Origin of the sequence: Microbacterium azadirachtae, assembly GCF_000956545.1 — a bacterium.
In the GTDB taxonomy this organism is placed as follows: domain Bacteria; phylum Actinomycetota; class Actinomycetes; order Actinomycetales; family Microbacteriaceae; genus Microbacterium; species Microbacterium azadirachtae.
The window spans coordinates 69,951-90,732 of sequence record NZ_JYIT01000080.1 but is presented as its reverse complement, the minus strand read 5'-3'; the positions used below and the strand labels follow the sequence as shown (position 1 = coordinate 90,732).

The 20,782-nt window shown below is 70.0% G+C and carries 23 protein-coding genes; 12 read left to right on the top strand and 11 right to left on the bottom strand.

The features are described 5' to 3' along the window. Positions 1 to 242 precede the first annotated feature (242 nt). On the top strand, positions 243 to 845 hold the full coding sequence (locus tag RL72_RS12065) for a dihydrofolate reductase family protein (RefSeq protein ID WP_045251087.1): 603 nt from the start codon (positions 243 to 245) through the stop codon (positions 843 to 845). Positions 846 to 850: 5 nt separating this feature from the next. On the opposite strand, the gene RL72_RS12060 is transcribed toward RL72_RS12065, so the two are convergent. Beyond that, complete coding sequence (locus RL72_RS12060) at positions 851 to 1,846, bottom strand: SDR family NAD(P)-dependent oxidoreductase (RefSeq protein ID WP_045251086.1); 996 nt, start codon at positions 1,844 to 1,846, stop codon at positions 851 to 853. 116 nt (positions 1,847 to 1,962) lie between these two features. Here RL72_RS12060 and RL72_RS12055 point away from each other — a divergent pair, with 116 nt between their 5' ends. The 3 genes from RL72_RS12055 to RL72_RS12050 all read left to right on the top strand — a co-directional run bounded on the left by RL72_RS12055 (position 1,963) and on the right by RL72_RS12050 (position 4,108). Next, a complete protein-coding gene (locus tag RL72_RS12055; RefSeq protein ID WP_248700464.1) occupies positions 1,963 to 2,547 on the top strand; it encodes a TetR/AcrR family transcriptional regulator in 585 nt (194 codons plus the stop codon). 344 nt (positions 2,548 to 2,891) lie between these two features. Continuing rightward, positions 2,892 to 3,254, top strand: coding sequence for a hypothetical protein (locus RL72_RS19890; protein WP_156156791.1), 363 nt, complete (start codon positions 2,892 to 2,894; stop codon positions 3,252 to 3,254). A 326-nt stretch (positions 3,255 to 3,580) separates the two neighbouring features. After that, positions 3,581 to 4,108 (top strand): PKD domain-containing protein, encoded by a 528-nt coding sequence (locus tag RL72_RS12050; RefSeq protein ID WP_052674358.1) that lies wholly within the window; start codon positions 3,581 to 3,583, stop codon positions 4,106 to 4,108. Between the two features lie 41 nt (positions 4,109 to 4,149). On the opposite strand, the gene RL72_RS12045 is transcribed toward RL72_RS12050, so the two are convergent. The 3 genes from RL72_RS12045 to RL72_RS12035 form a co-directional block, all read right to left on the bottom strand. Next, a complete protein-coding gene (locus tag RL72_RS12045; protein ID WP_045251085.1) occupies positions 4,150 to 5,253 on the bottom strand; it encodes a nuclease-related domain-containing protein in 1,104 nt (367 codons plus the stop codon). A gap of 81 nt (positions 5,254 to 5,334) precedes the next feature. Next, entirely contained in the window at positions 5,335 to 7,089 is a 1,755-nt protein-coding gene (locus RL72_RS12040) for a DUF2075 domain-containing protein (RefSeq protein WP_045251084.1), read from the bottom strand. Then, complete coding sequence (locus RL72_RS12035; protein ID WP_082072353.1) at positions 7,086 to 7,499, bottom strand: nucleotide pyrophosphohydrolase; 414 nt, start codon at positions 7,497 to 7,499, stop codon at positions 7,086 to 7,088. The genes RL72_RS12040 and RL72_RS12035 overlap by 4 nt, the downstream gene beginning before the upstream one ends. 270 nt (positions 7,500 to 7,769) lie before the next feature. Between RL72_RS12035 and RL72_RS12030 the strand changes: the two genes are divergently transcribed. The 4 genes from RL72_RS12030 to panB are packed head-to-tail and all read left to right on the top strand — an operon-like array spanning position 7,770 to position 10,748. Further along, positions 7,770 to 8,609, top strand: coding sequence for a Rossmann-like and DUF2520 domain-containing protein (locus tag RL72_RS12030; protein ID WP_082072352.1), 840 nt, complete (start codon positions 7,770 to 7,772; stop codon positions 8,607 to 8,609). Further along, positions 8,606 to 9,457, top strand: coding sequence for a pantoate--beta-alanine ligase (gene panC / locus RL72_RS12025; protein ID WP_045251083.1), 852 nt, complete (start codon positions 8,606 to 8,608; stop codon positions 9,455 to 9,457). Before RL72_RS12030 ends, panC begins: the two co-directional genes overlap by 4 nt. Then, a complete protein-coding gene (panD, locus tag RL72_RS12020; RefSeq protein ID WP_045251082.1) occupies positions 9,457 to 9,882 on the top strand; it encodes an aspartate 1-decarboxylase in 426 nt (141 codons plus the stop codon). The genes panC and panD overlap by 1 nt, the downstream gene beginning before the upstream one ends. Continuing rightward, on the top strand, positions 9,879 to 10,748 hold the full coding sequence (panB, locus tag RL72_RS12015) for a 3-methyl-2-oxobutanoate hydroxymethyltransferase (protein WP_045251081.1): 870 nt from the start codon (positions 9,879 to 9,881) through the stop codon (positions 10,746 to 10,748). Before panD ends, panB begins: the two co-directional genes overlap by 4 nt. Positions 10,749 to 10,753: 5 nt before the next feature. Here panB and RL72_RS12010 read toward each other — a convergent pair whose 3' ends face one another. Next, positions 10,754 to 11,395, bottom strand: a complete 642-nt coding sequence (locus tag RL72_RS12010) for a LysE family transporter (protein WP_045251080.1) — start codon at positions 11,393 to 11,395, stop codon at positions 10,754 to 10,756. Between the two features lie 70 nt (positions 11,396 to 11,465). On the opposite strand from RL72_RS12010, the gene RL72_RS12005 reads away from it, so the two are divergent. Continuing rightward, complete coding sequence (locus RL72_RS12005) at positions 11,466 to 11,891, top strand: Lrp/AsnC family transcriptional regulator (protein ID WP_045251079.1); 426 nt, start codon at positions 11,466 to 11,468, stop codon at positions 11,889 to 11,891. Positions 11,892 to 11,959: 68 nt separating this feature from the next. Here the strand turns inward: RL72_RS12005 and RL72_RS12000 are convergent, their stop codons facing one another. Further along, positions 11,960 to 12,700: a ribonuclease H family protein gene (locus tag RL72_RS12000; protein ID WP_045251078.1), complete on the bottom strand. Its 741-nt coding sequence runs from the start codon at positions 12,698 to 12,700 to the stop codon at positions 11,960 to 11,962. A gap of 65 nt (positions 12,701 to 12,765) precedes the next feature. Continuing rightward, a complete protein-coding gene (locus RL72_RS11995) occupies positions 12,766 to 13,329 on the bottom strand; it encodes a G5 domain-containing protein (RefSeq protein ID WP_346218193.1) in 564 nt (187 codons plus the stop codon). Between the two features lie 275 nt (positions 13,330 to 13,604). Here RL72_RS11995 and RL72_RS11990 point away from each other — a divergent pair, with 275 nt between their 5' ends. Both RL72_RS11990 and RL72_RS11985 read left to right on the top strand, forming a co-directional pair. Further along, on the top strand, positions 13,605 to 14,198 hold the full coding sequence (locus RL72_RS11990; RefSeq protein ID WP_045251077.1) for a PadR family transcriptional regulator: 594 nt from the start codon (positions 13,605 to 13,607) through the stop codon (positions 14,196 to 14,198). Positions 14,199 to 14,357: 159 nt separating this feature from the next. Then, a complete protein-coding gene (locus tag RL72_RS11985) occupies positions 14,358 to 16,151 on the top strand; it encodes an ABC1 kinase family protein (protein ID WP_045251076.1) in 1,794 nt (597 codons plus the stop codon). Positions 16,152 to 16,224: 73 nt separating this feature from the next. Here the strand turns inward: RL72_RS11985 and RL72_RS19885 are convergent, their stop codons facing one another. Together RL72_RS19885 and RL72_RS11975 are read right to left on the bottom strand one after the other, a co-directional pair. Further along, positions 16,225 to 18,045, bottom strand: coding sequence for a ParB-like protein (locus RL72_RS19885; RefSeq protein ID WP_156156790.1), 1,821 nt, complete (start codon positions 18,043 to 18,045; stop codon positions 16,225 to 16,227). A 184-nt stretch (positions 18,046 to 18,229) separates the two neighbouring features. After that, entirely contained in the window at positions 18,230 to 19,459 is a 1,230-nt protein-coding gene (locus RL72_RS11975; RefSeq protein ID WP_045251075.1) for an MFS transporter, read from the bottom strand. 82 nt (positions 19,460 to 19,541) lie between these two features. Here RL72_RS11975 and RL72_RS11970 point away from each other — a divergent pair, with 82 nt between their 5' ends. After that, the gene (locus RL72_RS11970) at positions 19,542 to 19,862 is read left to right on the top strand and encodes an ArsR/SmtB family transcription factor (protein ID WP_045251074.1); all 321 of its coding nucleotides are present in this window, start codon (positions 19,542 to 19,544) and stop codon (positions 19,860 to 19,862) included. 39 nt (positions 19,863 to 19,901) lie between these two features. On the opposite strand, the gene RL72_RS11965 is transcribed toward RL72_RS11970, so the two are convergent. Both RL72_RS11965 and RL72_RS11960 read right to left on the bottom strand, forming a co-directional pair. Continuing rightward, positions 19,902 to 20,207, bottom strand: coding sequence for a hypothetical protein (locus RL72_RS11965; RefSeq protein ID WP_052674357.1), 306 nt, complete (start codon positions 20,205 to 20,207; stop codon positions 19,902 to 19,904). Positions 20,208 to 20,279: 72 nt separating this feature from the next. After that, on the bottom strand, positions 20,280 to 20,750 hold the full coding sequence (locus tag RL72_RS11960) for a hypothetical protein (RefSeq protein WP_045251073.1): 471 nt from the start codon (positions 20,748 to 20,750) through the stop codon (positions 20,280 to 20,282). Between the last annotated feature and the right edge of the window lie 32 nt (positions 20,751 to 20,782).

The window sequence follows — 20,782 nt, the reverse complement described above, 5'->3', positions numbered from 1 at the left end:
TCCCGGCTCCCCTGGCTGGACATGACGCAGGAGATCCTGCAGGTCAGCGGGCGGAGGGAGGCGGAGTGTGACGATTCTCCTGCGCTGTGTTCGGGAAAGGGAGGAGACCGGGCCGTCCGTGCATGAGGGACCGGTCGACGGCTCCGTGGATTCCGAAGAATCTTCCGGGTGACCGATGAGTTCCGCGGATCCGGTGTCTCTGCACCTGTGTACGCACCTCTTCAGCCAGGAAAGGAACGCTCATGCGCTCGCTCATCGTCTCCAACGCCATCACCCTCGACGGCTTCTTCGCAGGCTCCGGCGGCAATCCCCTCGTGCTGAACCTCGACGCGGGGTTCGACGCGCACAACCTCGACCTGATGCGCGGGGCGGGCACCGTGCTGCTCGGCCGGAAGTCGTTCGAGCTGTTCAGCTCGTTCTGGCCGCTGATCGCCGATGCGCCCGAGGACCCGTCCAACCCCGCGCTGAGCGCCGTCAACCGTGAGTTCAGCCGGCTGTACCGCGACGTGCCCAAGATCATGGTGAGCGACGGGTTCGTCGTCCCCGCGGACAACCCGTGGCACGGGACCACGAAGGTCGTGGGCCGTGCCGGGCTCGCGGCGACGCTGGCCGAGGAGAAAGCGTCAGACGGCGGCGACATCGTCGTGTTCGCGAGCGCGACGCTGTGGAACGGGCTGCTCGCCGAGGGAGCGGTCGACCGGCTGGACCTGATCATGGGCCCCGACGCGATCGGCGAGGGCGTCCCCGCGTTCCGGGCCCCCGCGCGTCTGCGCCCCCTCGGCGCGACCCCGATCCCCGGCTCGTCGAACGTGCTGCTGCAGTACGCGCCGGTGAGGGGCGAGTAGGCGCGCTACTGCACCGACCAGCCGCCGTCCGACGCGAGGATCGCGCCGTTGATGTTCACCGCGTCGTCGGAGAGCAGGAAGGTGATCGAGGCGGCGAGATGCTCGGCGGTCGCGACGGTGGGGATGGCCTGCTGGAATGGGGCGAGCCGGCCGGATCCGTACTCCGACATGTGCGGAGGCATCGGGATGCCGGTCGCGACGCCGCCGGGGGCGACCGAGTTCACGCGGATCCCCTTCGGTCCGTACATGAAGGCCGCCGACTTGGTGACGCCGATGATGCCGTGCTTGCTGGCCGTGTAGGCGTTGCCCGAGGCGTTGCCGCGCAGGCCCGCTTCGCTCGAGACGTTCAGGATGGATCCGTGTCCGTTCGCCTCCATGATCGGGAGCACGGCGCGCATGAGCTTGAACGGCGCCGTCAGGTTGATCGCGATCACGCGGTCCCAGACGGCGTCGGGCGTCTCGCCGGCCGGGGAGAAGTCGTCGTTGATGCCGGCGACGTTCGCGAGTCCGTCGATGCGGTCGCCTGCGGCGGCGACGACACGGTCGATCGCGTCCTGCTGCGTGAGGTCTCCGGCCACCGTGACGACTCCCGGGAGGTCGGCGGCCAGCGCGTCGAGCTTCTCGGCGGCGATGTCGCACGCGATGACGCGACCGCCCTCTCGTGCGATGCGGGAGGCGGTGGCCTTGCCGATGCCGGACGCGGCCCCGGTGACGATCACGGTCTTGCCGGTGAAACGACCGGGAGTGACCTGCTCGATCCAGCCGTGCGGCGATGCGTCCTCGGGGATCTCGCCGCCGTTGACCGCGCGCACGAGGTCGTCGACGACCGATTGCGGCATCGCACCCTGGCTCATCACGACGAGCTGCTGCAGGGGCAGCCCCAGCACGGGGGTGAGCGAGTCGGCGCTCGCCCCCGACTGCGCGAGCAGCCCGCGGATGAGTTCGCCGCCGGCCGGATCGGCCAGCCAGTCGCCGATGGAGGAATTCGCGGTCAGGGCCATGGGTGTCTCCTTCGTTCGCCGTGGATCCGCTCCGCCGCACGCGACGGCTGCTGCGATCGGGTTTCGCAACGGTGCGTCCACTTATTGCTGAGCGTACACCTCGATACGCTCGGAGGGTGCCCCGTCCGCGCAGTGAGAACGCCCGCCAGTCCGTGCTGGCGGCGATGCGTCGTGCGCTCGCGGCCGACGGCTACGACGCGGTGACCATCGAGGGGCTCGCGGCGGAGGCCGGGGTGTCCAAGCAGACGATCTACCGGTGGTGGCCGTCGAAGGCGGCGATCCTCGGCGAGGCGCTGCTGGAGGGCAGCCTTCCGGGCGCCGACGTCGCGCTGCCGTTCTCCGACGACCTGACGGCGGATCTGCGCGGCTGGTTCACCCTGGCGGGCGAGAACCTGTCGCGTCCCGAGAACGTGGCGCTCGCGCGGGCGCTCATCGCGGTGACGGCGACGGACCCGGAGCGGGGTGCGGCGCTGAACCATCGCTTCGCGGATCCGGTCGTGTCGTGGATCGTCGCACGCGTGACCCGTGCGCAGGAGGAGGGGGACGTGCGCCCCGATGTCGATGCGGCCGCCGTCGCGGACCAGTTCCTCGCGGCGACGTCGTACTCCGCCTTGCTCGGGCGCCCGCTGACAGCGGCGCGCGTGGACGCCCTCGTCGAGCTCGTCACGCAAGGAATCGCCGCCCGCCCCCGGGGCCGTTGAGCGGATCCTTCCTCGAGGCTGTTCCCCTCGGTCGTTGAGCGAGCGAAGCGAGACGAGCGCCGCGCCCTTCCCAAACAAGCGCCTGTGGATAACTTCCGCGGCGGTGAAACGGATCTGGCTACGGTGTGGGGATGAATCCACGGCGAAGCGCACTTCTCCCGCGACCCCTCCTCAGACGGCGTGCCGCTCCCGCTCTGCGCTTCGGTATCGCGACGGCCGTCCTCGCGGTCTCCGTCGGCCTGGCGGGATGCGCTCCCGCCCCCGCTCCGAAGCCCACGCCTACCCCGCTCTTCGCGAGCAAGGCCGAGGCGTTCAAAGCGGCGGAGCAGGTGTACCGGGACTATGTGGATGCGGGCAACGCACGGCGAGCGGGTGCTTCAACTGAACCGGAGTCGTTCTTGATTGGTAAAGCGCTCGAAGATGATATTTCTACTCGTCGAATGCTTGAAGAACGCAAGGTTCGCGTCGCTGGCAACAACGCGCTGACGGACTTTCGCGGCACCGAGTTCAACTCCAAAGCTGAGACAGTCGAGGCGGATGTTTGTCTCGATGTCAGTGCCAGTCGCGTCATCGCGGAAGACGGTACGGATTTGACTCCTGCCGATCGAGGCAGTTTGGTCAGCATCCGAGTCCTTTTGGTCTCTAGTGGCGCTTCGCTGAAGATCTCTGAATCAAATCCGAGTGAGAAGACATGCGTCGCGCACTGAACGTCCTGCCCCTTGGCCTAGGCATTGTGATGCTCCAGCTATTTGTCGTCGCTGGCCTTAACGCGGAACCAGCGTCTGCGGACTCGACCGCGGGATGCAGCTTCGAGGCAGCGTCCCTCGGATTCTGCGATCCAGATGCTGGCGGTGGCGTAACGATCACGGACCAGCAAACTGAAGGCGGTCCAGGAGCGGAAAGCAGCGATCCCAACGGCGGCCCCGCCGATCCCGACAACTCCACCGACGGCGGCACCCCGACCCTAACCCCGCAGGAGGTCTGCGAGGCCACCCCCGGCCCACCGAGCGCCTTCTGCCGCTCGCTGACTCCCGTGGGTGTCGCCAGCGGACAGCCCTTCGCGCCGGCCGCGCAGGGCTGGAGCGTCACCGTCTCCGATCTCGCCCGGTTCGTCCCCAGCACCGCGACCGTCGTGGGAGAGCCCGACAACATCGCCGTCGTCGGATTGCCCGCGAACTTCGTCAGCAGCGCGATGACCGAAACGATCCCGGGCACCGTTCTCGGGCGGGGGCTGAACATCCGGTTCACTCCCGTCGGCTACGCGTTCGATTACGGCGACGGCGGGAAGCGCACGAGCAGCACGGCGGGAGCCCCCTGGGGCGCCATCGGTCTCGCGCAGTTCACCCCGACCGACACGAGCCACGTCTACACGCAGCCGGGCACCTACACCGTGACGGTCACCGTCACCTACGCCGCCGAGGTCGACCTCGGCGCGGGCTGGATCCCGATCAACGGCACGCTGATCGGCCCGGCTGCGAGCCAGCAGGTCCGCGTGGTCAGGGCCCACACCGCGCTCGTCCAGGGCACCTGCAGCGAACGTCCCGGCTCACCAGGATGCTGACCGCGCCCGGCCCCGCGTTACTGAAGAAGCGCTCCGACCGCTCAGGCGCGCACGCTGCGTCGCTCCCGGATCCGCGGCCCATCCGCAGACGCCGCCGCCAGCGCCCCGTGCGCAGGCATGCGGAAGTCCAGCGGCACCGGGCTGCGGAACTCGGAGGCGAACCGCCCGGTTCCGTGCAGGTCGGCGCCCAGCTCGCGCACCGTCGCGACGAGCTGCGTGAGCTGGTGCGACGACGGGCCCGCCGCTCCACCCGACTGCGCGTCCAGGAGCGCCTTCTGGATGGTGCGCACCGAGGCGATGCGCGTCGGCTCCGCATGCTCGGTCTCGTCGAGGCCGCCCGTCCAGACGCGGGCATCCGGGTGCGAGTAGAACACGCAGGTCTGCAGGGAGGGCGCGGATCCATGCTGCGCGACGAGGTGCTGGTGGAAGAGGTGCGCCTGCTGGCGCACCTGCGAGGCAGGGGAATCAGCGTCGAGCAGCGTGCGCACATCGAGCCGCTCGTTGCCGTCGCGAGAGATCGCGATCACGAACGATGTCGGAAGGGTGCTCTCGTCGAACAGCACCCCGAGCGCGCCGGCGAGCGTCGAGGGCTTCTTGCCGTCGAGGATGAGCCCCTGCCAGTACTTGCTCTCCACGAGCACGATCGCCTTCTCGGTGATCACCAGATGATCGAGCTGCGCGCAGTACGGGGCGATGGATCCCTCGTCGCGCGGCGAGAAGACGATGTTCGTCGCGATGATCGCGTCGAGGCCCGCCGCATCGCAGGCGTCCACGAGCACCTCACGCGAGGCGAGGTCCCAGCGCAGACCGCGGCCGGCAAGCAGCCGGGATCCTTCCTCGTTCGCGACCGCGGCGTCGCGCTCCGCGATGAGCGAGCGCACCTGCTCTTCATGCGCCTGGATCCTCTGCGAGATCTCGGTGTGGTGTTGCGCGGTCAGCGCGGCCAGCGTCTCGTCGTGCGAGCTCTGCAGCTCACGCGTCACGTCGGCCTGACGCTCGATGAGCGTGTTCTCGCCCTCCGCGTAACGGCGCTGGAGCTCGTCCGTGACCCGCCGATTGCGTCGGCTCAGCATCCAGACGGTGACGATGAACGCGACCACCAGCACGGCGACGGCGATGAGCAGGACGAGAGTGGGGATCTCCATCCGTCCAGCCAATCAGCGGCCGCAGACTTTCCCGGCGCGTCGTCCGCGCGTGGCGTGGACTGCGTGGCGGCGATCTCGGGGTCAGTCGCTGAACACCGTTCGCAACCGTTCGCGCAAGGCCGGATCACACACGTACACGTACGTGCCGAGCATGCCACGAGTCAGAAGCACGCCGTATACATTGCGGACGAAGACCAGCAGTTGCTCGTCAGTGAAGCCACCGGCAAACGAGCCGGTGGTCTCCTTGCCCTTCTTGTCGCGGTATCTCTCTCGATCTGCGACGATCGCCCCGGTCGCTGGATCCAGCCGAAGGTCAGGCCCGATGATCACGCCGGCGTAGTTCAGGTCGTAGCCCTGGACGGTATGGATGGAGCCGACCTCGTCCGCGGCACTGGCAGAGCTGATCCAGTCTTTGTCCGTCGTGTTCCAGAGCAAACGGACGCCGTCGATCTCGATGTCGAAGTCTGCCACAAGCTTCTTGTTCTTGCGCCTCTTCGTGACCCAATCCCAGGCGAATCCCGCGACCAGGCGCGACAGCCCGAAGCGCTGTTCGGCATCACGGATCGCCGCGCGCATCTCACCGAGGTCGTCGAAGAAGCGCAGGTCGTAATCGCCAAGGTCAGGGCGCGGCGGGTCCTCACCGCGCAGGGCCGCGCGCACGAATCCGATGTAGTCAGCGTCCGCCTTCACGCGCATCTGGGTCATGAGGTGGAAGTGGCGGTCGCCGTCCTTCGCGGCGCGAAGGGTGCGCTGCAGAGTCTCCGGACCGATGTCGTGCGGGCGCACGCTCTGTAACTCATCGACGAGCAGGATCTGATGGCTGCTTCGAGCGCGGATCCAATCGAGCTGGGTGAACGTGCGATCGTCGCGGCCGAACAACTTCTCGTTGATGTTGGAGAACTTCTTGTTCTGACTGCCGGACGCCTGGTTCGCGCGTTGTCCGAGTCGATGAGCTTCGTCGACGAAGACAAGATCGTACTCGCTGGCGGACTCCGCGAGCTGAAACGGGCTCAGGACGGTCTTCGGATCTAGACGCGGCGTCTTGGCGAACACGCGCTGGACCGACCGGCGCAACGACTGCTGCGGGATCACGAGTGCCGTTCGGAGCCCGGCGAGCGGCTGGCGATCCCCGTCCAGGAAGTAGTCGGCAAACAAGGAATCTTGCTCGAAGTCATCACCCGGGATGTGAGCCGCGATGTCAGCGAGCAACTTCATGAGGAAGATCGCGACGATCGTTTTGCCCGTGCCCGGTCCACCCTGCACCACAAGCGTCGAGCCGCTCTTGTCATGGCGCAGATCCCTAAGGAGAGCCTTCAGGATGTTGTCGACGGCGACGTTCTGATCGGGGTTGAGCGCCTTGAACGGTGACAGTTTGAACATGTCGCTGTTCTCGATGGAGCTGATGCTCTGGGTGAACAGCCCTTCTGCGCGCAGCTGTTCGAAGACGTTGCGGAACGACGTTCGGTATCGCTCCCGGTCGTAGTACTGCGCGTCTGACGCAAGTCCTGCGTTGCTGTTAAGCACCTGAAACCGAGCGTCGCCGGAGAACCACCGGATCAGGTGTGCCTCAAGATCGAGGCACACCGACTTGTTGAAGCGCTCATCGATGACAACGTGGATCGTGTCGAGTCGGGCTGCCCGCTTCGGTCCTTTCAGGTGCTGGAGCAGGCGCTTGTGCGCATTCACCGTCTCGCCGACATACAGATCGGGAGCTTTGCGACTGCGGGAAAAGCCATCGATCACGTACACGACCGGCCAGTTTGTGAGGTGCGGATCTGCGCGCGCTCGCGTACTGACGACATCCTGGCGGAACGCCAAATGTTCAATCCGCGTCATGATGGCTCAGGATCCGAGGCCGCTCCCGCGCGTGCGCCATCCCGGATCGCGGCTTCTGTGACGGTCTCGGTCTCGGCCTCTCGCTCGGCCGCGAGCTGCGTGTACTTCACCATTCGCCCGCGCGCCTGTTCGGTCGGGTACTTCTGTCGGCTGGATTCGAGCTTGCGCAGCACGATGTCATCGAGGTCGACGCCGATCCGGTTCGCGAGATGGATGCAGTACGTGACGACGTCGGCGAGCTCCTCCTCCACGCGCGTCGGATCGAAATCGCCGCCCCATTGGAAGCACTCCAGCAGCTCGCCGGACTCGATCGCGATGCTCTTCGCGAGGTTCTCCGGGGTGTGGAACTGGTCCCAGTCCCGCTCCTCGACGAAGGCGCGGAGGGCGGCGAGAGTCGACGGCGACGGCATGGGGGTGAGGCTAGCAGAGCGCTCGAGCCGCGAACTTCGGCGCCAGACCGGGGTATCCAGCCTGGCCGGTGCCGACTCGGAGCGAGGCGGCGCGTGCCAGCGCGCGGCGTAGGCAGAGATCAAAAGGACCGGCAAGATAAATCATTTTGCATCAAATAGCTTTATCAACGATGGTCAGTACATGTCTATCTGATCCACGATTTGGTACGCCTCGTGTCTCGGGCGGATACTCGACCCGTCCCGGCCGTCTATTCCGGTCGGGGTCCAACAATGAACGAGACCTTCTCTTCCCTCCCCGCCGCGCCCGTCCGCGACATCGCCGTCGTCGGTGCCGGACGGCTCGGCCGTGTGCTCGCGCGGGCGCTGACGGCAGCCGGCTTCAGCGTCGCCGGACCTCTTCATCGGGGAGACCCGATCCCCGCGGTCGACGCCGCGATCCTCTGCGTGCCGGATGCGGCGATCCACGACGCGGCGCTCGCAGCGCGCCCGCACGCGCGGCTGGTCGGCCATGTCTCCGGAGCCACGGGCCTCGATGACGTCGACTTCAGCGTCCACCCGCTGCAGACCGTCACCGGAACCGAGGCGCCGAGCGTGTTCCACGGAATCGGCGCCGCGGTCGACGGACGCACGCCCGAGACCCTCGCCGTGGCGGAAAGGCTGGCCGTCGCGCTCGGAGCTCACCCGTTCCAGGTCGACGACCGGCACCGCGCGGGCTACCACGCGTCCGCGTCGATCGCCTCGAACCTGATCCTCGCCGTGTTCGACGCCGCCGAGCGGGTGGCCGGATCCGCGGGGATCCCGTCGGCGCAGGCACGCGCGGTCCTCGCGCCGCTCGTGCGGCAGACGGTGACGAACTGGGCCGATCGTGGCGCGGCCGGGGCCCTCACCGGGCCGATCGCCCGCGGCGATGAGGCCACTGTCGCCCGGCAGCGGGTGGCGGTCGCGGCGGGCAATCCGGAGCTCCTGGAGCTCGTCGATGCGCTGACGGCGCAGACCCGCGTGCTCGCGGGTCGCGAAGGAGACGGCGTTTCGTCTCGCTTCGCTCGCTCAACGACCCTGGGTGCTGACCAGGGAACGACCACGGGAGAGGCCGGGAGGACCCGCGCATGAGGATCATCCGCACGATCGCCGAGGTCCGCGAGGCTGTCCGTGAGGCCAGGATCCAGGGCGGCAGCGTCGGTCTCGTTCCGACGATGGGCGCCTTCCACGCCGGCCATCTGGCGCTGATGCACGAAGCGCGCAGGAGCACCGACCTCGTCGTGGTCTCGCTGTTCGTGAACCCCACCCAGTTCGGCCCGAACGAAGACCTCAGCCGCTACCCGCGCGACGAGGCGCGGGACGCGGCCCTGGCGGAAGGTGCCGGCGTCGACATCCTGTTCGCACCCGCGCCCGCCGAGATCTACCCCGACGGCTTCGCCACGACGATCCACATCGCGGGCATCACCGACGTGCTCGACGGCGCGAGTCGCGGCGCTCACCACTTCGACGGGGTCGCCACCGTGGTCGCCAAGCTGTTCGGCATCGTCGCCCCCGACATCGCCTTCTTCGGGCAGAAGGATGCGCAGCAGGTGCTCGTCGTGCGCCGGCTCGTGCGCGACCTCGACATCGATGTGCGGATCCAGGCCGTCCCGACCGTGCGCGAACCCGACGGACTCGCCATGAGCTCGCGCAACGTCTACCTCGACCCCGCGGCCCGACGGCAGGCGTCGGCTGTGAACCGCGCTCTCGCGGCCGCCGCCGTCGCCGTCGAACAGGGCGAGCGCGAGGCCGCGGTCGTCATGGATGTCGCGCGGCGCGCGCTGGACGATGCCGGCATCGTCCCCGAATACCTCGAGCTGCGCACCGCCGACGATCTGCGGCCGGTCACGACGCTGACCGGCGACACCCTTCTCGCGGTCGCCGCGCACGTCGGCGCCGCCCGCCTCATCGACAACCGCCTCCTGAGAGTGAGCGCCTGATGCGACGCACCATGCTGAAGTCGAAGATCCACCGGGCGACGATCACCGGATCCGACCTGCACTACGTCGGATCCATCACGATCGACCCCGACCTGCTCGACGCGGCAGACATCCTTCCGCACGAGCAGGTGCACGTCGTCGACGTCGACAACGGCTCGCGGTTCGAGACCTACACGATCGCGGGCGAGCGCGGCTCCGGAGTGATCCAGGTCAACGGCGCGGCCGCCCGGCTCGTGCACACGGGCGATACCGTCATCGTCATCTCGTACGCCGACTACGCGCCCGAAGACCTCGTCGGCTACGCCCCGACCGTGGTGCACGTCGACCGGGCGAACGCGATCAGCCAGGTCGACACCGCCGTGGACGCACTGCTCACGGAGGCCCGTGCGCACGCCGCACTGAGCGACCGGGGGGAGACGAAGTGAGCGCGCACGCCGCCCCGGACCGCCGGCTCGGCCTGGGCGATCTCGCGGCGAAGAAGGCCGCCGGCGAGCCGATCGTCATGGTCACGGCCTACGATCACCCCGGCGCGCAGATCGTCGAGGCGGCCGGCGTCGACATCGTGCTCGTCGGCGATTCCGCAGCGATGACGGTGCTCGGCTACGACAGCACAGTGCCCGTCTCCGTCGACGAGATGATCATGCTCACCAAGGCTGTGCGCCGAGGCCTCACGAAGCCGCTGCTCGTCGCCGACCTCCCGTTCGGTTCGTACGAGACGTCGGACGCGCAGGCCCTCGCGACAGCGCAGCGCTTCGTGAAGGAGACCGGCTGCGACCTCGTCAAGATCGAGCGCGGCGGCACCTCGGTGCAACGCGCACGAGCCCTCGTGGAGGCCGGGATCCCCGTCGTCGGCCACGTCGGGCTCACCCCGCAGACCGCCACCTCGCTCGGCGGCTACCGCTCGCAGGGGCGTACGGCCGAGGCCGCGCTCGCCCTGATCGACGACGCCCTCGCCCTGCAGGATGCGGGTTGCGCACTGCTGGTGGTCGAGGCGGTGCCGAGCGAGGTCACCGCAGCGCTCATGCCCCTCCTCGACATCCCCGTGATCGGGATCGGAGCCGGATCCGCCACCGACGGGCAGGTGCTGGTCTTCCACGACCTGCTCGGGATCTACGACGGCGGCGCGGCCCGGTTCGTCAAGCGGTACGCCGACCTGCGCAGGGCGGCGATCGACGGGGTCACCGCTTACGCGGACGAGGTGCGCGACCGCGTGTACCCGGCTCCGGAGCACATGTACTCCATGCCGGCCGCCGAGGCCGAGCGCCTGGAAGAGCTGCTCGCCGGGCGCTGAGACGCTCAGGGGGAGACGAGCGCGCCGACGCCGCCGGCGAGCACGACGGCCCCGAGCCCGATCACGACGAGCGACGCCAGGATCCCGATGAGGCGGGTCGCGCGCGGTCCGATCAGATGGCCGAAGGCCGCGCCGACGCCCGCCAGCACGAGCTGCCAGGCGAGCGAGGCGATCCCCGCGGCGACCACGAACACCACGGGTCCCGACGGCGAGGCGCTGCGCGCGGTGACGGCGCCGCCGAGTGCGAGGAAGTAGATCAGCGTCATCGGGTTGATCGCCGTGAGGCCGACGAACCGCGCGTACGCGCCGAGCGCCGAGATCCTGCCGACCTCGGGCTCATCGGATCCGGCATCGCGTCGGATCCGGAACAGCTGCAGGATCCCGATCCCGACGACCAGGACCCCGGATGCGATCAGGAAAGGGCCACGGAAGCCCTCGATCACCGAGGCGAGGAACGCTCCCGCGGCGGTGGCCGCGGCGCAGTAGAGGAGGTCGACCGTCGCCACGCCGGCCGCGCCGGCCGCAGCGACGCGGAACCCGTTCACGATGCCCTCGCGCAGAAGGAGCGCGCCGATCGCGCCCAGCGGCATCGCGACACCGAGCCCGGCCAGCATGCCGGCCACCGCCGGGATCCAGAACCCCTCCATGCCGTCCAGTGTGACGGCTTCGTGCCGACCGATCGGGGATTCTGTCGGTTCAGTGGTTAGTCTGACCAACATGGACGCCATCGACGAGCAGATCCTCGGTCTGCTGCAGGAGAACGCACGCCGTTCGTTCAGTGAGATCGGGCGCACCGTCGGGCTCAGCACCAACGCCGCCGCCGTCCGCGTGCGTCGTCTCGAGCAGAGCGGCATCATTCTCGGCTACACGATCCGGACGGGGATCGACGCCCCGGATCCGCGCGGCGGGCTGGAGGTCTTCATCGACGTGCGACTGGACGACACCACCGACTTCGACGTCTTCGCGGAGCGGGTCGGATCTATCTCGGAGATCGTCGACGCCGTGCACATGACCGGCGCCTACGACGGCATGGTGCGCGCGTTCACCCGCGACACCGCGACCCTGGACCGGCTGCTGCGCCGCCTCAAGAAGGAGTGCGGGGCCGCGCAGACGCAGACGCGGGTGGCGCTGCGGTCGTACTGAGAGAGGATCGGCGCCACCCTCGCTCACGCCGCGCGCTTACGCCGAGTGGCGTCGCGCTCGCCTGCGCTTCAGATCAGCCGGCGCAGCGCCTCTTCGAGGGTCACGCTCTGGGCGTCCGCGCGGTCGCGGAGACGCGCGTGCTCCTCGGCGCTCAGGGCGACGTGCAGGTCGATCGGGGGAGTGCTCGCAGGCAGGTCCAGCCCGTCGAGCAGATCCGTCGCCTCCGCCCACAGCGTCTGCGCCGGTGCCGGCGACGGTGCGACGGCCGGCGCTTCGTGGCCGCGCGGGGGGAGCGCAGGCTCCGGCTCCGCGAGCACGGCAGGGGCCTCGTCGAACGGCGCCGCCGCGGTGAACCCGGGTCCGCGGTCGGGCTCCTGCTTGCGCTGGTACGCGGTCGCGGCGGCGTTCGCGCGCAGGTCCGCGGCCTCGTTCAAGGGGTGCCCCGCGTGGCCCTTGACCCAGGTGAAGGAGACGTCGCGGCCGCGCAGCTCGACGTCGATGCCCTCGAGCAGGTCCCGGTTGAGCACGGGGCCGCCGTCGGACTTGCGCCACCCTTTGCGCTTCCACCCCGGCATCCACTTGGTCACGGAATCGATCACATAACGGCTGTCGCACTCGATCACGAGCTTCTCGCCGGCGACGACCGACGTCGCGCGCAGCAGTTCCAGCACGGCCTGCAGCTCGCCCTGGTTGTTCGTGCCGTGCGGGGATCCGCCGGCCGCCCAGTTCGCGTCGTCGATGTACCAGGCCCAGCCGTTGGGCCCGGGGTTGCCCAGGGCGGAACCGTCTGCCGCGGCGGTGATCGTCATGCCTCCACCGTAGGGCGTGGCGGGATGCCGCCCGGGCGTGGCGGGATGCTGCCCGGGCGTGGCGGCTACTTGTCGCAGCCGATGCCGTCGCCGTCGCGATCCAGGTCGTAGATGTCGGTGCCGACCACCCGCACCGGACCCTGCACGTAGGCCGGGCCGTTGCCCTTTCCCCCGGCGCAGTCGACGTCGCTGGCGATCGGCACGCACGCGTCCGCATAGTTGGGATCGCACTGTGCCGCGGGCTCCGCGGCGACGAAGGGTGCAGGGGCCGCCGCCTGCGGCTCCCGGGTGCCGTGCGCGGTGACCTCGGTGACGGGCGCGACCGTCACCGTCTCGCCCACCAGCGTCCGTGCGGCCTCCACGCCGTCGACCCGCGTCACGCGGTAGGTGGAGACCTTCGTTCCGAGCGCGCCCGGTGTCACGATCTCGGTGACGCCGGCGTCTCGCTCGGGGTCGTCGACGGTGGTGCGTTCGAACGGGATGGAGGTGCTGACCTCGACGGTCTCGAACGTGGTCGCCTTCGGCGAGGGGCCGGCGGACGCCGGAGCGGCGAACGCATGCGGAGTCTCCGGGGCCGGATCGTGCGCAGTGCCGCCGCAGCCCGCCAGCACGAGGAGCGAGGCGGCCACCACGGCGATGGTCGCGGGTGTGCGTCGGAGGGTTGAGAGTGAGAGCGTGCGTCGCGGGGCGGTGAGACGCACCTCAGCGCCGGTTCGTGGGGACATCATCGTCACCATTCGTTCGATCGGCATCGGGTGCTCGGAGCCTAGCGACTCGCCGGGCCGAAATTCTACGGTCGGTGAGAATCGCCTCGGATGCGGATCCGGATCCTCTCTTCCCTTCCGATACATAGCGACATATCGTTAACTATCGCTCGACAAGGGGCAGACCTGAGGAGGTCGTCATGGACAACAACTATGCATCTCGTGGTTTCGGAGGACCGGGGTTCGGACCGGGCGGTGGCCGTGGCTTCGGCGGACGGCCCGGCATGAACCCGACGGCGGGGCTCTGGGAGGCGATGGAGCACCTGCGCTCGGTCTTCGACCAGCGGCCGCAGGCTCCGCGCATGGCCCGCGGCGACGTGCGCGCCGCCGTGCTCGCGCTGCTCGCCGAGCAGCCCATGCACGGCTACCAGATCATCCAGGAGATCGAGGAGCGCAGCGGCGGCTCGTGGAAGCCGAGCGCCGGATCGGTGTACCCGACCCTGCAGCTGCTCGCCGACGAGGGCCTGATCGAGGCTGCCGAGCAGGGTGGCCGCAAGACCTACTCGCTGACCGAGGCGGGCCGCGCGGTCGCCGATGAGGCCGGCACGCCGCCATGGGAGGGATCCGGTGCGCGCGCCGGTGCTGCCGCGTTCGGGGCGCTGCCCAAGGCCGGGGTGGACCTCGCGGGTGCGGCGGCGCAGGTCGCGCGCACGGGCACCCCGGAGCAGGTGCAGCAGGCGATCGAAGTGCTCGACGAGGCCCGCCGCAGGCTGTACGCGATCCTCGCCGACTGATGGCGGGAGGAACCGCAGCGCGCACCGAGCTCCCGGTCCCGACTGCGGTGGGGGAGGCCGCCTCGATCCCCGGGGCGATCTCCTCTCCCGGCGCGGCGGTCGCGAGGGGGATGTCCAGGGCGGCCCAGGGCACGAAGATGGGACCGGAGGCACATCGTGATGGTCGTTGATCGGAGTCCGTCGCCCTCGCCGCACACCGCCGGGGCAGAGGGGCAGAGTGCTCCGCTGCGCGCCCGCTATCGGCGCATCCTCGCCTTCGCCGCGCGTGTGCTCGCGCAGACGTGGTGGTTCGAGATCGCGCTGCCGCGGATCGGCCTGGCGCGGGTCGCCGAGAGCAGCCGCGAGCGGCGGATGCGCACCCTCGCGCAGCGGTTCCACGTGCTCGCCGTCGAGCTGGGCGGTCTGATGATCAAAGTCGGCCAGTTCCTGTCGTCACGGCTCGACGTCCTGCCGCCCGAGATCACCACCGAGCTCGCGGGCCTGCAGGACGAGGTGCCCGCGGTGCCGATCGACCAGATCCGCGCGCTCGCCGAAGCGGAGCTGGGCGTGCCGCTCGCGCGCGCCTTCGCGTCGTTCGACGAGGTGCCGCTCGCCGCCGCCTCGCTGGGACAGGCGCACCGTGCCCGGCTCTCCGCGCAGGATGCGGGCGACACCGGGTTCTCCGAGGTCGTCGTCAAGGTGCAGCGGCCGGGGATCGACCAGGTCGTCGCCACGGACCTCGCCGCACTGCGCCGCGTCGCCGGGTGGCTGCGCCGGATCCGGTTCGTCGCCGATCGCGTCAACGCGCCCGCGCTCGTCGAGGAGTTCGCCCAGACGAGCCTCGAGGAGATCGACTACATCCACGAGGCGTCGGCCGCTGAGCGCTTCGCGGAGGCGTTCCGAGACGACCCGCGGGTCGACGCCCCGCTGGTCGCCTGGGAGCGCACCACGCGCCGTGTGCTCACGCTCTCGGATGTCACCGCGATCAAGATCAACGACGTGGATGCCCTCCGCGCGGCCGGCATCGATCCGGCCGACGTGGCCCACGTGTTCGCCGAGGTCATGTTCGACCAGGTCTTCACACACGGCTTCGTGCATGCGGATCCGCATCCCGGCAACATCTTCGTCACGCCGCACGAGGACCAGGTCCCGGAGAGTGCTGATCCTGCGGAAGACGGCATTTCGTCTCGCTCCGCTCGCTCAACGGCCGGGCGCCGCTGGCGGCTGACCTTCATCGACTTCGGGATGATGGCGGAGGTGCCCGAGGGCATCCGGCACGGGCTGCGGACCCTGTTCATCGCGGCCGCCTCCCGCGACGGCAAGGGCATGGTCGCCGCAGCCCAGGAGATCGGCGTGCTCATGCCGTCGGCCGAGAACCGCGAGCTGGAGCGGGCGCTCACCGCCCTGTTCGCCCGGTTCGGGGGCATGGGGTTCGCCGAGCTGCGCGACGTGGATCCTCGCGAGTTCCAGGGGTTCGCCGAGGAGTTCGGCGACACCATGCGCTCGCTTCCGGTGCAGCTGCCCGAGGGGCTCCTCCTGCTGATCCGGGCGGTGTCGCTCACCTCGGGAATGTGCAGCGGGCTGGATCCGCAGTTCAACATCTGGGAGTCGATCGAGCCGTACGCCACCCGGCTGCTGGCCGACGAGAGCGGCAACATCGTGCAGGATCTCGCCGGTCAGGCGGTCGCGAACGCGGCGACGCTGTGGCGGCTGCCGAAGCGGATCGACGACATCATCACGCGCGTCGACGAGGGATCCGTCACGTTCGACACCTCGCGCATCGAGCGCCGCCTCGACCGCATCGACGGCCTCATCCGCCGCGGCGTCTCGGCGCTGCTGTTCGCCGCGCTGCTCATCGGCGGCGCGCTCGTGCTGACCGCAAACCCTCCGCTCGGCGTCGTCCTGATGAGCGTCTCGGTGCTGCCGCTGCTGCACACCCTCTTCGCGGGCCTGTTCCGGCGCGGGCCGCGCTGACCGGGAGCCCGCGGCGCGACGAGGAAGGGCGCACGACCGGATCGCGGTCGTGCGCCCTTCCTCGGGTGCGGCGTCAGTCCGCGTCGAGGGCGGCGCGGCGGCGGGCCAGGAGCAGCACGCCCGCGGCGATCACGACGACGCCGGCGATGCCGAGCCCGATCGGCGCCTCGGATCCGGTGGTCGCGAGAGAACCCGCGGAAGCGGATCCGGATCCTGCCGAGCCGCCGGATCCGGAGCCCGGCGTGGAGCCGCCGCCGTTCCCGGCGCTCGCCGGGACGACCGTGAACGACGCGGAGGCGACCGTGGTGCCGCCGAACGAGACGGTCACCGTGTGGGCGCCCGCGGGGAGCGAGGCGGGCAGGGCGGCCTGCAGCGTGAAGGCGCCGGCGGCGTTGGTAGATCCCGTGCCGAGCGACACCGGATCCGAGTGCACCTCGACCGCGAACCCCGCGACGTCGGACGCGAGTCCGGTCGCCGAGACGGTGACCGTGCCTCCCGGACGCAGGTCGCCCGAGATCGCCACCGCGCCCTGCACCGCGGCCGGGTCGGCCACCGCGACCGGCGTGGCGGCGGACGCCGTGGATCCGATCGCGTTGTGCACCGTGACGGTCGCCGAGTACGAGCCGGGGGCGACGCCGTCGAACGTGAACGACGTGCTGCGCGCATCGACGTCCGCCGTCAGCCCGGCGCCGAGCGACACCGTGTAGCCGGTGATCGGGGACCCGCCGTCGGCGGGGGCCGTCCAGCTGAGCGTCACGTGCGACCCGGCGGACGAGGCGCCGCCGACGACAGCGGAGGGCGCGGCGGGAGCGGACGGCGCCGTGGGCGCGGGCGTCACGTGGCGCAGCCGGTACTCGGTCATGTACGCGAGCTTGCCCGGCTTCGCGTCGGTGTAGGGCTTGGCCAGCTTCGCCCACTCGCCCTTGCCCTCCGCCTTGCCGTCGTTCCAGGCGCTCAGCACGCTGAGGTCGCCCGCGGTGTAGCCCGACTGCGGGTCGACGACGGTGCTCGCGCCGAGCGCGACCTGCGCCTGGGTGAGCTGCTTCACGAGGGCCAGGGATCCAGCCCGGTCGTCCTGGTTCCAGCCGGCGACGGGGATGTCGGCCCGGGTACGCAGCCACGTCCCCCAGTAGAACTCCTGGAACGGCACGGCGCCGTCGGCCGAGTAGCCGATGTCGCGGGCGAAGTAGAGGATGCTGCGGAAGCGGTCGTCCTCGAAGTTCGAGAGCCCGACGTTCGACGGCAGCTGGGCGGGGGTGATCGCGTCGCCGTTCACGTCGCGCAGCCAGGTCCACTTGTTCGCCTGCATCGCGTTCCAGAAGTCCGCGTCGGACAGCCCGGACAGGTTGCCCAGCACACGCAGCCGCACGCGCACGTCGGGGCCGCTGTTCTCCTGGAAGGACGTGAGCGTGTGGTGTCCGTCCGTGAGGTAGAGCACTCCGTGGGGACCGATGACGACCGTCTTCATGGGCTCGATCGTGGCGGCGGTCTCCCCGCCGACGGGCACCGTGCACGTGAAGGTGGACGGATCCGTCAGTGTCGCGTCCGGCTGTGCGCTCGCGACGTCCTGCTGGCCGTTGGCCTCGCACCAGTCGGCGAACTTCTTGTTGATCGCGTCCTTCGACAGCTCGGCGTCGTAGCGGCCGAGCTTGTAGTAGACCTCGTCGTAGCCCAGCGAGGGCTGCGTCGGGTGCACGTCGCCGATGCGCACGTCGAGCAGCTCGCCGACGGGCGCGCAGAGGTCGCGGGTGTCGCCGACCGCGCACGACGCGTCCTTCACGTCGGTCGGCGCGTCGGCGGCGGAGGCGGGTGCGGCGGCGAGCACGGATCCGCCGAGGGTGAGGAATGAGGCGAGCGCGACGGCGAGCGTGCGACGCGAGTGAAGCAGGGGCACGGGGTCTCCAGAGGACGGGGGACGGGAGTCTCCCCCGAGCCTGGTCAGCCGAGGCGGACGAAGGGTTGCGGCCGGGTGAACGGTGGGTGACGCGCCGTGCCGATCAGCGCGCGGTGCCGCCCCGGCGAGACCGTCGTGCGAGGCGCACGTCGCCCGGCGCGAGCGCCGTCGCGGCAGCCGCGGGTCAGGCGGGGCGGCGCACGCGCAGGACGAGCGCGAGCAGCGACAGCGCGATAACGATGACGCCGTAGCCGACGCAGACCGTGCCGAGCCCCACCGGTGCGACCAGCACGCCGGCGATCACGGCCGGCACCCCGAAGGCGAGATACGCGAGCAGGTACAGCACGGCGAAGGCGTCGGCGCGCTGGGTGGCCGGGATCCGCGGGGCGAGGGATCCGACAACGCCGAAGAACGCGGTGCCGAAGCCCATGCCCGTCACGGCGGCGGCCACCAGGTAGGCGGGCAGGGATCCGAGCCCCAGCGCGATCAGCGACAGCGCGGTGCCGGTGGCGAGCGCCGCGGTGCCGAAGATCACGATCGTGCGGGCCGTGCGCCGCCGGATCGCGAAGGCCGTGACCGCCCCGACGCCTGCCAGCAGCGCGACGGCCAGCCCCTGCCACAGGTGCGCGGTGCCGCCGAGCTCGCCGTGGACGATGCTCGCGCCGAGGGAGAGGAACAGCCCTCCTGTCGCCCAGCCGGCGATGACCGCGGGAGCGGCCCGCCAGAACTCCGACCTGATCTCGGCGGGCACCGAGAGGCGGAAGCGCAGCGACGCCCAGGCTCCGGGCAGCAGCGGCGCGGTCTCGGGCGCGATGAGCACCAGCCCCGCGATCACGAGGTACGCCGCGGTGAGCGGGTCGAACACGTCGGGGAGCGCGTCGGCGGTCGCGTCGAGCGCGAGGGCGGAGACGAGGGCTCCGGAGGCGAGGCCGATCCCGGGGCTGAGCGCGTTCCAGAGCGCCGCCGTTCCGGGCCGGGCCGGCGGCGCGAGGTCCAGGACGGTCGCCGAGAGGGCGGCGATCAGCAGGCCGCTCGCGATGCCCTGCAGGATCCGGGCGAGCACGAGCAGCAGCACGGATCCTGCGTTCCCGAACAGGATCATGCTGACGGCGAGCACCACGAGTCCTGCGACGATGACGGGCCGTCGTCCGACGTGATCGGAGAGCGACCCGGCCGCGAGCAGCGTGAGCAGCAGTGCGGCGGCGTACACGGCGAAGACCACCGTGATGACGATCGCATCGAATCCGAGGCGCTGGGCGAGCACGGGGTAGAAGGGCGAGGGTGCGCTCGCCCCCGCCATCATCAGGATCTGCGCGACGATCGCGAGGACGAACCCGAACCGCGTGCGCGCGGAGCGCGCGGGCAGCGCGGCGGACTCCCCGATCCGAGGCGTCGCGATCGGCTGGGTGGTCATGGCGTCTCCTCATCCGTTCGAGAATTGTCGAACGTTGTGCACACTACTCGCCCGCCGATGAATGTTCAAGTATTATCGAACCATGCCAGGCGCCGTCGATCTTCCGCATCCGGAACGCTCCGAGATCGAGCTCACCGCGGTACTCTTCGCGCTGAGCGATCCCGAGCGCCTCTCGATCGCCCGTCAGCTCGTCGACGGTCCGCTCGACATGGCGGCGTGCCACGCGACGGATCCGAACCTGCCGAAGTCGACCAAGTCGCACTTCATGAAGGTGCTGCGCGAGGCGGGCGTGATCCGCAACGAGCCGAACGGCCGCCGGCGCATCCTCACGCTCCGCCGCGACGACCTCGAGGCGCGGTTCCCCGGACTGCTCGACGCGGTGCTGGGCTCTTCGCACGCCTGATCGACCCGATGCTCCGCGACGACCCCCTCTGCGAGCGGCTCAATAGCGTTCGATGATCAGTCGATCCAGCGCTGCGGGATCTGGAAGGTCGTACTCGCGCGGCCACGGGAGAGATTCCGTGTTGCCCGACCACGTCAAGTGCACCATTGCCACGCCCATGGCGGTCACAACGAGCACGTCGTCCTGCGGTTCGGCTTCCGCAACCACAGTCCACTGAGTACCCGCCAGAGGATGCGCCGGACCAAGTTCCCGACGCAACTCGGCCGCCAGCAACTCTGCCCGCCGGGGCTCGTCACGCAGATCGATCATCGGTTCAGCGAAAACGAACCCGTCAACCCAGCTCACGCCCCAACCGTATCGGCGGACCCGGCGAACGCCATAGAGCACCTCAGGCCCGCCTTCCGCCGTCGCCGGGCGTCAGTCCTTCAGGATCGCGAGCACCGTCGTCCGGGTGGTGCCGTTCGCATCCGTCGTCTCGTATCGCACCGGCATGCCCGGATGCGCGAGCGCGAACCAGAACACCGTCCCGCCGTCCTCGTCCGCGACGTCGTAGCGCCGGCACTCGAGCCGACCGAGCGGGTGCTCGATCATCTGGGTGGCCACCGTCGAGCGGTCGGCGGGGAAGGCCGCATGGGCCTGCAGCTCCCGCCAGGTGACGCGTGCGCCCTTCGCCGCCTCGGGCGCGTCCGCCGGATGGCTCTCCAGCAGCGCCCCGTCGTCGTCACCAGCGGAGAATCGGTTGATCCGCTCGGTCGTGGTGCCGTCGGGCTCCTCGATCCGCACGCGGATGACGGCTCCGGCGCGCAGCGCGTCGCGGATCTCGGCGGCCGTGAACGGCGTCGGCAGTAGTCCCTCGGCGACGACGTGCGGATCCGGGTTCTCGGTCATGCGGCCAGGATAGGCGCCTCGCCGCCCGTTCC